We start from the raw sequence: 12195 nt of genomic DNA, 5'->3' as shown, positions 1-12195 counted from the left end.
GGCCCCGCGGCACCCACCGTGTCCGCTGGGCCGGTGCGCACGACGCCGCCCGCGCACCGCGCCGGGCGGCGTCGTCGTCGGGTCCTAGGATGGGGCGCATGCGATCTTTTGACCTGATCATTGTCGGCTCCGGCTCGGGTAACTCGATCCTCACGGACGAGTACCGGGACCTGGACGTCGCCATCGTGGAACCCGGCCGGTTCGGGGGGACATGTCTGAACGTGGGGTGCATCCCCACCAAGATGTACGCCTACCCGGCCACCGTGGGGGACCAGGCGCGGGACGCCATTCGGCTGGGCCTGGACGCCGTGATCGAGGGTGTGGACTGGCCCGGCATGCGGGATCGGATCTTCGCCCGGATCGACGCCATCTCGAAGAACGGGCTGCAGTACCGCGAGTCGCTCGACAACGTCACGGTGATCCAGGAGTACGTGCACTTCGTGGAACCCAAGGTCCTCGAGACCGAGTCCGGGCAGCGGATCACCGCCGATCAGATCGTGCTGGCCAACGGTTCGCGGGTCCGCATCCCGGACGTGCCGGGTGCCGACCTGCCCGGGGTACACACCTCGGACACCGTGATGCGCCTGGACGAGTTCCCCCGGGACGTCATCGTGGTGGGCGGCGGGTACGTGGCCGCCGAGTTCTGCCACGTCTTCCGCGGACTGGGCGCATCCGTGACCCAGCTCAACCGTTCGCAGCGTTTGCTGCGCGAACACGACGACACGATCGCCGAACGCTTCACGCGCGAGGCCGCCGAACAGTGGGACCTGCAACTCGGGTGGACGCTGTCCGGGATCGAGCGCGCCGAGGACGGCCGCCTGACGGTGTCAGCGCAGGCCTCCGACGGTTCCAGTCAGCACTGGGACGGCACTGCCGACGTCGTCCTGCTGGCCACGGGCAGGGTCCCCAACGCGGACACCCTGCGCCCGGAGGCCGCCCACCTGGATGTCACCGACACCGGCCTGCTCGCCGTGGACGAGTACCAGCGTGTGCTTTCCGGCGGGGAACCCGTGAGTGGTCTGTGGGCGCTCGGGGACGTGTGCTCCCCGTTCCAGCTCAAGCACGTGGCCAATGCCGAGGCCCGCACGGTCTCCCACAACGTGGTGCACCCGCAGGAGCTGCGCGCGACCGACCACCGCTACGTGCCCTCCGCCGTGTTCACCGAACCCCAGATCGCATCCGTGGGCATGACCGAGGACCAGGCCCGTGACTGGGCCGCCCGCAACGACGAGCGGATCACGGTCAAGGAACAGGACTTCGGGGACGTGGCCTACGGCTGGGCCATGGAGGACCACGCCGGGATCTGCAAACTCATCGCGAACGCCCGCACCGGTGAGCTGCTGGGCGCGCACCTGATCGGGCGGGACTCGTCCAACCTGATCCAGCCGCTCGTCCAGGGCATGTCCTTCGGGTTGCGGGCCCACGAGATGGCGCGCGGCCAGTACTGGATCCATCCTGCGCTCGCGGAGGTCGTGGAGAACGCACTGCTCGGCCTGGACGTCCCCGGCCAGCGCGCGGACTGAACGACGACGCCGCCGGCACCCTCGCGCGCAGGAGTGCCGGCGGCGTCGTGCGCTGCGGCTACTTCGTGTAGATCTGCTCGATGACGTCCGAGAAGTCCTCGGTGACCTTGGCGCGCTTGAGCTTCAGGGACGGCGTGAGATAGCCGTCCGCGACCGTGAGGTCCCGGTCCAGGATACGGAACGCCTTGATGCCCTCGGCCCGCGAGACCTTGGTGTTGGCGTGGTCCACGATGCGCTGGACGTGGTGCACCACGGCCGGTTCCCGCGCGGCCTGCGCGAGGCTCAGCCCGGGGTCGAGGCCCAGGGTGGGCAGGACGTTCGGCAGGGTCTCGGGATCCAGGGTGATCAGCGCGGCCACGAACGGCCGGTTGTCCCCGACCACCATGATCTGGCCCACCGTGGCGGAGGCCCGGATGGGGTCCTCCAGCTGCGTGGGGATCACGTTCTTCCCGCTCGCGGTGACGATGATCTCCTTCTTGCGCCCCGTGACGGTGAGCAGCCCCTCGTCATCGAGGTGCCCGAGGTCCCCGGTGGCGAACCAGCCGTCCCGGAAGGCCTCGGCGGTCTTCTCCGGCAGCCCGTTGTAGCGCTCGAAGACGTTCACACCGCGCACCAGGATCTCGCCGTCCTCCGCGATGGCCACCTCGTTGCCGGGCATGGGGTGGCCCACGGTGCCCAGCCGGTTGATGCTCGGCACGTTCGCGGAGATGGGAGCGGTGGTCTCGGTGAGCCCGTAGCCTTCCACCACGAACACGCCGATGCCGTTGAAGAAGTGGGCCAAGTACTCGCCCAGCGCCGCGCCGCCCGAGACGGCGTAGCGGACCTCGCCGCCCATGGCCTCCCGCAGGGTGGAGTAGACCAGCTTGTCGTAGAGCCGGTGGCGCGCCGCGAGCCACGGCGAGACCCGGCCCTGCTGGGAGGCCTTGGACCACGCGGCCGCCGTGGCCACCGCGCGCTCGAAGATCAGCTTCTTCACCGGCGATCCCGCCTGGGCCTTGAAACGGGCTCCCGCCAGGATCTTCTCGAAGACCCGCGGCACCGCCAGGATGAAGGTGGGCTTGAAGCGGGCGAGGTCGTCCATGAGCTGGGAGACGTCCGGGGTGTGGGCCAGGGCGATGCCGGCGTCCAGGGAAGTGACCTCCACGAACCGCGCGAACACGTGGGCCAGCGGCAGGAACAGCAGGGTGCGCGCGCCCTCGTGCATGAGCTCACCGGCCACGGGGATGGCGTTCTGGGAGCACGCCACAAAGTTGCGGTGGGTCAGCTCGCAGCCCTTGGGCGGCCCGGTGGTCCCGGAGGTGTAGATGAGCGTGGCGGCGTCGTCCAGGCTCACGCCGTCGTAGGGGGTCTCAAGGTCCTCGCGCCCGGCACCGGCCTGCACCACGGCCTCGAGCGAGAGCTCCGGGGTGTCCGTGTCGAAGACCCGGATGCGCTGCGCGGCCGGGAACGCCGTGATCCCGTCCGCCTCGCGCACCCGCTGCGCGAGCTCGTCCGACTCCACGAACACCGCGGTGGCGCGGGAGTCCGAGAGGATCCACGCGATCTGGTCCGGGGAGGAGGTGTCGTAGACCGGCACGGGGACGGCACCGAGCCACCACAGCGCGAAGTCCACGAGCGTCCACTCGTAGCGGGTGCGGCTCAGCAGCCCCACGCGGTCCCCGGGGCGGATGCCCTGCGCGGCCATCCCGCGGGCCAGGGCCACCACCTCGGCGCGGAACTCGCGGGCGGTGACGTCCCGCTCCCGCCCCTTGGCGAGGATCGTGTAGAGCACGAGGTCCGGACGCGTGCGGGCACGCTCCTCGAGGATGTGCGCGATCCCCGGGTACGGCAGGGGATCGACGATGGCCGGGGCGCTGACGCGTCTCATGGGAGTACCTTCCTGGCGAGATTCCGTCTCAGTTTACGGTGTGTTCACCTTCACACCATGCCGACCGTGGACGTGTCCATACAAACCGGCGCCGTGCGCCACGGCCCCGGACCGGCGCGGCGGCGGGGACCCGGGCGCGTCGTGCCTCGCGTCCGAGCCGGGTGGGCGGGGTGTGAGACCCCGGATCACAGCACGGCGCCGTCGTCGTCCCGGGGGGAGTCCCGGGGCAGGGCCCGGAAGACCAGGAACAGGGCCCCCACGAGGGCCGCGATCCCCGCGGCCCACACCGGGGCGGGCAGCCTGCCCGGCAGCGCGGCCAGCCCAAGCATCACCACGAGCACGGCGAGCACCGCGCTCAGGGCGCGCAGCATGCCGGGGGAGATCCCGCTCGTCACGGGGCCGGGATCGGGGTCGTAGGCGGCGTCGCCGTCCTCCTCGGCGAGCTCACGGGGAATCTCCTGGGGCGGCTGCTGGGCCGCGTCCCACTCGAAGTCCTCGGCCCACGGCTCCATGTCCTCGTCGTCGCGCGGGACGTCGTCCCACGTGTTGGCGCGGATGATCCTCTCGAACGGGTCCTGCGAGGGCTCGCGGTCGCTCACTCCCGGACCTCCGGCAGGAACGGCTCACCGCGGGAGATCCGCTGCACCGCGTCCCGGGACCGGGCCTCGATGAGCGGGGCGTCGTGGTCCAGGGTGGCCACGTGGTAGCTGTCCGGCAGGGGGACCACGCGCACCGGGCCCGTGGCGCGCCGCGCCACCAGGTCCGCGGAGGTCCCGGAGACCACGTGGTCCTCCTCGGAGCGGAAGACGATCACGGGGGCGGTCACCGCGGGCAGCATCCTGGCCGTGCGGTGCATGAGCACGTTGAGCTGCGCCACGGCCGCCAGCGGGGTGCGGTCGTAGGCGGACTCGAGCACCGACTCCCGCCGGATGTCGCTGCCGATCCCGGGCAGGGACGGCACGGCACGGGCCAGCACCCGGCTGAACCGGGCGGCGCGGTTCACCAGCGCGAGCGCGGGGTTCACGAGCAGCACCCCGGCCACCTCGCGCCGTTCCGCGGTGTGCAGGGCCAGGGCGCCGCCCATCGAGAGCCCGCACACGACCATGTGCTCGTGGTGCTCCTTCAACCGCCAGTACTCGCGGTCCACGGCGTCCCGCCACGCTTGCCAGCTCTGCTCGGCGAGGTCCTGCCACTGCGTGCCGTGGCCCGGCAGCAAGGGGACGCTCACGCCCGGGTGCGCCCCGGCGTCGTCCGTGGCCGTGTGGATCGCGCGGGCCCAGTCCCGCACCGACGCCGTGGTGGACGTGAAGCCGTGGAGCACCAGGACACCCACCGAGGACGTTCCGGGCAGGTGCAGGGGACCGTGGTCTGGCTGTTGCGTTGACATGGCGCCATTGTGCCAGCCCCGGGTCCGGCGCATGAGAGAATCGCCCGGGGCCGTGCGGGGCCGGGCACGCACCGCGCGGACGGGCCGCCGGGGCCCGCACCCGGCACGTCGACGAAAGGGCTCGCGCTCATGGTGTACATGTTCCTCCGGAACTACGTGGTGGCCCCCGCGGTCAACATGGTCTGCCGACCCACCGTGATCGGCCTGGAACACGTCCCCGCCCACGGACCCGCGATCCTCGCGAGCAACCACCTGTCCGTGCCGGACTCGATCTTCATGCCGGTGGCCGTCCCGCGGCAGGTCTACTTCCTGGCCAAGTCCGAGTACTTCAACACCCCCGGCATCCGCGGGCGGATCGTCGCGGCGTTCTTCAAGGCCATCAACCAGATCCCCATGGACCGCCGCGGCGGCAGCGCGAGCGCGAAGTCCCTCAGCGCGGGCGGGCAGGCGCTGGCCGAGGGCAAGCTCGTGGGCATCTACCCGGAGGGCACCCGCTCGCCGGACGGACGGCTCTACCGGGGCAAGATCGGCGTGGCACGGCTCGCCCTGGAGACCGGTGCACCCGTGGTCCCCGTGGCCATGATCGGCACGGACACGATGCAGCCCCTGGGCTCCCGGTTCCCGGACCCCCGGCGCGCGCGCATCACCACCATCTTCGGGGCCCCCATGGACTTCTCCCACCTCATGTCCCAGCACGGGGACCACGCGACCCTGCGCCGCGTCACGGACGAGATCATGGCCGCCATCGCGGAGCTCTCCGGCCAGCAGACCGCGGACGTCTATGCGGCGGACCACAAGCGCCGGCTCGCGGAGGAGAAGACCTCCTCGTTCAAGGCGCAGGCCCGGGAGGTCGCCCAGGCCACGCGGGAGAGGGGACGCTCCGTGACCGACGCCGTGTCCCAGCAGGCCGGCAGCCTCGGCGCGCGGCTGCACGGGCGGTCGCACGAGGAAACCGATGAGGGCGGCCCGGCGCCCACGGCCTAGACTGGAGCAATGAGTGCCGAAACCCTGTCCGATCAGTTCCGATCCGTCATGACCCCCTCGCCCAGCGCCGCGGACTACCCCGGGCTGGACGAGTGGCGGGACAAGACCATCGGGCAGCACCCCCAGTGGGCGCAGCACCCGGACTTCGCGGGCTCCATCCAGGAGCTCAACGCGGTGCCCCCGCTCGTGTTCGCGGGCGAGGTGGACCGGCTGCGCTCCCGCCTCGCGCAGGTGGCCAACGGCGAGGCGTTCTTCCTGCAGGGCGGCGACTGCGCCGAGACCTTCGCGGGCGCCACCGCGGACAAGATCTCCGGGCGCGTGCGCACGCTGCTGCAGATGGCCGTGGTGCTCACCTACGGCGCGTCCCTGCCGGTGGTGAAGATGGGCCGGATGGCCGGCCAGTTCTCCAAGCCCCGCTCCTCCAACGAGGAGACCCGCGACGGCGTGACCCTGCCCTCCTTCCGCGGTGAGATGGTTAACGGCTTCGACTTCACCGAGCAGTCCCGCGTCCACGACCCCAAGCGCATGGTGCGCGGCTACCACACCTCCGCGTCCACGCTGAACCTGATCCGCGCGTTCACGCAGGGCGGTTTCGCGGACCTGCGCCGCGTGCACGCCTGGAACATGGGCTTCGCCGCCAACCCCGCGTACGCCCGGTACGAGTCGATGGCCCGGGAGATCGACCACGCGGTGAAGTTCATGGCCGCGTGCGGCTCGGACTTCGACGCCCTGAAGACCACCGAGTTCTTCGCGGGCCACGAGGCGCTGCTGCTCGACTACGAGCGCGCCCTGACGCGCATCGACTCCCGCACCAACCTGCCCTACGGCACGTCCGCCCACTTCCTGTGGATCGGCGAGCGCACGCGCGATCTCGACGGTGCCCACGTGGACCTGCTCTCGCGGTTGCGCAACCCGATCGGCGTGAAGCTCGGTCCGGGCACCACGGGTGAGGATGCCCTGCGCCTCATCGACGCGCTGGACCCGCAGCGCGAGCCCGGCCGCCTCACGTTCATCACCCGGATGGGTGCCCAGAACATCCGGGAGAAGCTGCCCCCGGTGATCCAGGCCGTGGAGGCCTCCGGCGCCAAGCCCGTGTGGGTCACCGACCCCATGCACGGCAACACGGTGTCCCTGCCCTCCGGGTACAAGACCCGCAAGTTCGAGGACGTCGTGGACGAGGTGCGCGGCTTCTTCGAGGTGCACCGCGAGCTGGGGACCTTCCCGGGCGGCATCCACGTGGAGATGACCGGGGACGACGTCGCCGAGTGCCTGGGCGGCTCGGACCCGGTGGCGGAGTCCTCGTTCGCGGAGCGCTACGAGACCCTGTGCGATCCGCGGCTGAACCACATGCAGTCGCTGGAGATCGCGTTCCTGGTCGCGGAGTACCTCTCCGCCCAGAACTGACCCGGACGCGGCCCGGACGCGGGGCCCGTCGGCGGCACCGCGAGGTGCCCCCGGCGGGCCCCGTCCCGTGTGCGGGTGCGTGCGCTCAGAGCACGGTGAGGACCACGGTGGTGCCGTCCTCGCGCTGGCGCACCACGCGGTCCAGGTGCGAGCCCACGGGGGAGTCGATCCGCACGGTGTAGCCGAGGTCCTCCAGGGTGGAGCGCGCCGAGGCGGTGTCCTGGCCCACCACGCTGGGCGGCGGGCCCTGGGGCGTGCTGGTGGCCACGGTGAGCCCCACGCGGGTGCCCTCCTCCACGCTCGCGCCGGCGGCCGGTTCCTGGGACAGCACGGTTCCCTCGGGCTGCTGCGAGTACTCCCGGGTGACCTCCCCGGTCTCGAGTCCCGCGGCACTCACGGCGCCCCGCGCCTGCTCCTCCGCGGAGCCCGTGACCGGGGGGACGTCCACGCGGGCGGGACCGGAGGAGACCACCAGGTTCACCTGCTCGATGCCGCGCACGGTCGCGGCCGGGGCGGGGTCCGTGTCGAGCACCGTGCCGGCCGCTGCGTCCCTGCTGGTGGTGGAACGGACCCCCACGTTCGAGATTCCTGCGGCGTGCAGGGCGCGCTCCGCGGCGGCGGTCTCCTGACCGACGACGTCCGGAACGGTCGCGGACGCCGTGCCGGGAGCGGAGCCGAGCCACCAGCCCAGGAACGCGGCCACGCCCAGCAGCAGGGCGAAGACCACAGCAGCCACCGCCACGGGCAGCGGGCGCGGCTGCGGGTTGAGCCGCACCCTCGGCTCGTCCGGGGCGCGGTGGGCCGTGGACCCCACCTGGGTGGTGGCCACGGTGCCGGTCGCATCGGGGTCGTACGCGGGCAGGATGGGCCGGTGGGGTGCCGCTCCGCCGTGGTCCCGGGCGGGGAACGCCTCGGTGCGGTCCTCGCCGCCGGTGCGGCCGATCGCCTCGGTGGGTGCCTCGTCCGGCCCGGCCGCGGACCCGGCGCCCTGACTCATGGCCTCGGTGGGCGCGTCCCCCACGGAGCTCCGCCGGTCGTCCGTGCCGAGTGCGCCCTGGGCCCCGGGGAGGACGTCGGTCGCGGCCTCCCGCAGGGACGGCGGGTCGAAGCGCTCGGGCAGGGTGCGTCGGATGGCGAGGGCCAGGTCCAGCAGGGCGGCGGCGTCGGCGGGACGGTGGAAGGCGTCGCGCGCGGTGGCCCGCAGCACGAACTCGTCCAGGGCGGGCGGCACCCCGTGCGCGACGCCGCTGGGGGCGGGGACGTCCCGGCTCACGTGGGCGTTGGCCACCTGCAGCGCGGTGCCCGTGTAGGGGCGGGACCCGGTGAGCATCTCGTAGGCCATGATCCCCACGGCGTAGACGTCGCTGCGCTGGTCCACGGGACCGTCGCCCACGAGCTCGGGGGACGCGTAGCCCACCGTGCCGAGCACGGTGGTGCTCGCCGTGTGGTCGTCCACCGCGCGCGCCAGGCCGAAGTCCGCGACCTTCACGTGGCCGTCCTCGGCGAGCAGCACGTTCTCGGGCTTGACGTCCCGGTGCACCATGCCGAGCCGGTGGGCCCTGGCGAGTCCGCGCAGCACGGGCACGAGCAGGTCCAGGGTGCGGTGGGCGTCCATAGGGGCCTCGCGGGTGATCACCTCGCGCAGGGTGGGCCCGTCCACGAACTCCAGCACGAGGTACAGGACGCCGTCGTCGGTGCGGCCCTGGTCCAGCACGGCCACCACGTCCGGGTGGTGCAGGCGGGCGGCGGCCTTGGCCTCGCGCTCGGCGCGCGCCACGAAACGGGGGTCGTCCGCGAAGTGCGGGTGCATGATCTTCAGCGCCACCGGCCGGTCCAAGCGCTGGTCGAGGCCCTCGTAGACGGCGGCCGTGCCCCCGCGGGCGATCCTGCGGAGCACCAGGTAGCGGTTCTCGAGCAGGGTCCCTACGCGGTGGTCGTTCATGCTGCTACTGGGCAAATTTCCGTTCCTGTGAGCTCACGGCCTTGACGTATGCCTTGGTGTCGGAATACATACCGTACGTGGTCACGCCGTGCAGACCCTGGTAGTAGGCGCCGATGCCCACGGGCTTGGACGGCGCCCGGTGCTGCAGCTCCCGGATGATCGCCACCCCGGCCGTGATGTTGTCCTGCGGGTCCAGCAGGTCCAGGTCACGGCCGACCATCCCGGATGCCCACTGCCCCGCGGAGGGGACCACCTGCATGGTGCCCACGGCGTCCGCGGGGGACACGACCTCGTGGCGGAACCCCGACTCCTGCGCGGCGTGGGCGAGCGCAAGCGCCGGGTCCACTCCCATCTCACGGGCGGTGGCGGCCACCATCTCGCGGATCTGCGCGGGCGGCGGCACCTGGCGCTGCCGCAGGGCGGCGTGGTGCGCGTTGGCCGAGGCCACCACCTCGGCGGGGTAGCTGCGTCCTGCGAACGTGCCACCCACGGCACTGCGCGCGGCGGGCGCCTTCCGCGGGGTGCTCGTCCCGGACGACGCCGCGGGCGCCTGCCGCTCGGCGCCGCCGGGAACGGTGAGGACGCGCCCGGGCCGCAGCGCCTCGCCCGCGGAGAGCGAGCTGGCCGCCATGAGGTCCGCCACGCTGACCCCCCAGCGCTGCGAGAGGTCCCACAGGGTGTCCCCGGCGCGCACGGAGTGGTGACGGGCCGCGGTCCCGGAGCGGGGTGCGGCCGGCGCACCGGCGGCGTCGTCCGTGGCGGCGCCGGGGGAGGTGCGGGGGGCCGTGGGCTGCGCCTGACGCGCCGCGGAGGTCCCTGGAAGCACGAGCCGCTGGCCGGGGCGGATCATGCCGTGGGCCGGGAGCCGGTTGACGGCCATGAGCTCCTTGACGCCCACGCCGTGCGACGTGGCCAGGGACCACAGCGAGTCGCCCGCGGCCACGGTGACGTGGTCCGGCCGCTGCTGCTCGGCCACGTGAACGGTCTGGGGTGCCTCGGGTGCGGCCTGGGCGGCGTCGACCGTGCCGAGAGCGGTGAGCGCCGCGAGCGCGGCCGCGGAGCCCTGAGCGGCACGGCGGGACCACGCGGCGCGGGGGGAACGGTCCTGGGGCGGCTCAACCGGCATGTTCGTGACACCTGTCTCTGATGAGGGGGAAGGGGGACGATCCATGGCGCCGCGGAGGCGCCGCACGGTGCCCCCAGGCTACCCGACGGGCACCCCGCGGCAGGTGTCCCGGCCGTTCTGCGGGGGCCGCCGCGCCGTGGCAGAGTAGTGCCCGTGAACTACGCAACCGATCTCACGCCGCAGGAATTCGCCGAGCTCGACGCCCTGGTGGGCGAGTGGACCCACCTGCCGGACATCGCAGAGGCCATGGACATCCAGATCACCCGGGTGCACCGGCTCATGGACGACGGCTCCCTGCTGGAGGTGCGCCGCCCCGAGGACCGGGTGCGGGTGGTGCCCGCCGAGTTCATGGACGGCGCCCACCCCGTGGACTCCCTCAAGGGCACGGTGGCCGTGCTGCGGGACGCCGCGTTCACGGACGCCCAGGCCATCCGCTGGCTGTTCACCGAGGACGAGTCCCTGCCCGGGCGCCCGATCGACGCCCTGCGGCGCGGCCAGAAGACCGAGGTGCGACGCCGCGCCCAGGCCCTCGGCTGGTGACCCGGCGCGGCTGAGCGCCCCGTCCCACCGGCGCGCGGTCTCACGGGCGCGCCGTTGCCGAGTGCCCCGCTGCGCTCGTCGCGGTGGGGGAGCCGGGTGGTCCCTTCCGCAGGTGGACCGTCAGCGCGCCCGTCTGACCGCCGCGTCCGCGAGCGCCTGCAGACCCGCCCGCGGCACGGGGCCGGTGGGCAGCGCCGCAAGACCGGCGTCTGCGTCCCGCACGAGCTGCGCGATCAGCTGCTCGGAGCGCTCGTGGGCGCCGGTGGAGTGCATCAGCTCGCGCACGCGGGCGACGTCGGTGCCGGCGAGGTCCGCCCTGCCGAGCACAGACTCGAGCCACGCGCGCTGCGAGGGGGTGGCCCGCTCCTCGCACAGCGCCACGAGGGCGGTGCGCTTGCCCTCCCGAACGTCGTCCCCGGCGGGCTTGCCCGTGGTCTCGGGGTCCCCGAAGACTCCCAGGACGTCGTCGCGCAGCTGGAACGCCTCGCCGAGGGGCAGGGTGAACGCGGCGCACGCCCGCAGGAACGCCTCGTCCGCACCCGCGAGGGCCGCTCCGATGGCCACCGGGTGCTCCACCGAGTACTTCGCGGACTTGTAGCGCAGCACGGTCATGGCGCGCTCGAGCTGCCGCGCGGGTTCCGCGGCCGGCGGAGCCACCTCGGCGTGGATGTCCAGGTACTGTCCCGCCATCACCTCGGTGCGCATGGTCGAGAAGATCTCGCGCGCGCGGGCCCCCGCCTGCGGCGCGACCCTCGCGGCGGCGTCGGCGAACAGCTGCTCCGCGAAGGACAGGCTCATGTCACCCGTGAGCACCGCGGCGCTGACGCCGAAGTGCGCGGGATCCGCCGCCCAGCCCGACTCGCGGTGGAGGGCCTCGAAGACGCGGTGCACGCTGGGCCTGCCGCGGCGCGTGTCGGAGCGGTCCAGGATGTCGTCGTGGATCAGGGCCGCTGTCTGGAACAGTTCCAGGGACGCCGCCGCGGCCACGACGACGTCGGACCCCGCCTCCCCGCCCGCCGCGCGCCACCCCCAGTGGCACAGCCGCGCGCGCAGCCGCTTGCCGCCCTCCGTGAGCTGCCCGACGGCGTCGACCAGCCGCGTGGCATCCGGGGAGATGGCGGTGACATGCTCCCGCTCGACCGCGAAGAACCCGCGGATCCGGGCGTCGAGGTCCTCGCGGAACTGCGTGTCCTGCGCTGACGCGGTGGCGGAGGGCTGGTCCGAGGGGGTCATGTCCGGGGCACCTTTGCTGGGAGGGGCGTCCGTGGCCTCACGGTCACGGCGGGTGCCGTCCGGGCGGAGCCGCGGACCGGCCCGACCAGCCTAGCGGCACCACTGCGCGGGAGCCGTCCAGGATGTCTGAGCCCGCCCCTAGGGTGGGAGGTGTCGTCGGCCCCGTGGCGGGGTCGTCGCGCTCGCCGC

General features: G+C 73.0%; 10 protein-coding genes. 4 read left to right on the top strand and 6 right to left on the bottom strand.

Annotation, left to right across the window (positions count from 1 at the left end; translation table 11 throughout):
* The first annotated feature begins 98 nt into the window (after positions 1–98).
* Positions 99–1523, top strand: a complete 1425-nt coding sequence (locus KRH_RS07380; protein ID WP_012398571.1) for a mycothione reductase — start codon at positions 99–101, stop codon at positions 1521–1523.
* A 58-nt stretch (positions 1524–1581) separates the two neighbouring features.
* On the opposite strand, the gene KRH_RS07375 is transcribed toward KRH_RS07380, so the two are convergent.
* The 3 genes from KRH_RS07375 to KRH_RS07365 all read right to left on the bottom strand — a co-directional run bounded on the left by KRH_RS07375 (position 1582) and on the right by KRH_RS07365 (position 4777).
* On the bottom strand, positions 1582–3390 hold the full coding sequence (locus KRH_RS07375) for an AMP-dependent synthetase/ligase (protein WP_012398570.1): 1809 nt from the start codon (positions 3388–3390) through the stop codon (positions 1582–1584).
* Positions 3391–3575: 185 nt separating this feature from the next.
* A complete protein-coding gene (locus tag KRH_RS07370) occupies positions 3576–3989 on the bottom strand; it encodes a hypothetical protein (RefSeq protein WP_012398569.1) in 414 nt (137 codons plus the stop codon).
* Entirely contained in the window at positions 3986–4777 is a 792-nt protein-coding gene (locus tag KRH_RS07365; protein ID WP_012398568.1) for an alpha/beta hydrolase, read from the bottom strand. Before KRH_RS07365 ends, KRH_RS07370 begins: the two co-directional genes overlap by 4 nt.
* A gap of 138 nt (positions 4778–4915) precedes the next feature.
* Here KRH_RS07365 and KRH_RS07360 point away from each other — a divergent pair, with 138 nt between their 5' ends.
* Both KRH_RS07360 and KRH_RS07355 read left to right on the top strand, forming a co-directional pair.
* Positions 4916–5761: a lysophospholipid acyltransferase family protein gene (locus KRH_RS07360; protein WP_231844716.1), complete on the top strand. Its 846-nt coding sequence runs from the start codon at positions 4916–4918 to the stop codon at positions 5759–5761.
* A 9-nt stretch (positions 5762–5770) separates the two neighbouring features.
* Positions 5771–7165, top strand: coding sequence for a class II 3-deoxy-7-phosphoheptulonate synthase (locus KRH_RS07355; protein ID WP_012398566.1), 1395 nt, complete (start codon positions 5771–5773; stop codon positions 7163–7165).
* 85 nt (positions 7166–7250) lie between these two features.
* Here the strand turns inward: KRH_RS07355 and pknB are convergent, their stop codons facing one another.
* Both pknB and KRH_RS07345 read right to left on the bottom strand, forming a co-directional pair.
* On the bottom strand, positions 7251–9107 hold the full coding sequence (gene pknB, locus KRH_RS07350; protein ID WP_012398565.1) for a Stk1 family PASTA domain-containing Ser/Thr kinase: 1857 nt from the start codon (positions 9105–9107) through the stop codon (positions 7251–7253).
* Between the two features lie 4 nt (positions 9108–9111).
* Positions 9112–10233, bottom strand: a complete 1122-nt coding sequence (locus tag KRH_RS07345) for a LysM peptidoglycan-binding domain-containing protein (RefSeq protein ID WP_012398564.1) — start codon at positions 10231–10233, stop codon at positions 9112–9114.
* A 147-nt stretch (positions 10234–10380) separates the two neighbouring features.
* On the opposite strand from KRH_RS07345, the gene KRH_RS07340 reads away from it, so the two are divergent.
* The gene (locus KRH_RS07340; RefSeq protein WP_012398563.1) at positions 10381–10773 is read left to right on the top strand and encodes an Rv2175c family DNA-binding protein; all 393 of its coding nucleotides are present in this window, start codon (positions 10381–10383) and stop codon (positions 10771–10773) included.
* A 120-nt stretch (positions 10774–10893) separates the two neighbouring features.
* Here KRH_RS07340 and KRH_RS07335 read toward each other — a convergent pair whose 3' ends face one another.
* Positions 10894–12006 carry a polyprenyl synthetase family protein gene (locus KRH_RS07335; RefSeq protein ID WP_012398562.1) on the bottom strand — a complete coding sequence of 371 codons (1113 nt, stop codon included), beginning with the start codon at positions 12004–12006 and terminating at the stop codon, positions 10894–10896.
* Between the last annotated feature and the right edge of the window lie 189 nt (positions 12007–12195).

This window comes from Kocuria rhizophila DC2201, assembly GCF_000010285.1.
GTDB lineage: Bacteria > Actinomycetota > Actinomycetes > Actinomycetales > Micrococcaceae > Kocuria > Kocuria rhizophila_A.
The sequence above is the reverse complement of the archived record's forward strand: the minus strand, read 5'-3'. Positions and strand labels throughout refer to the sequence as shown.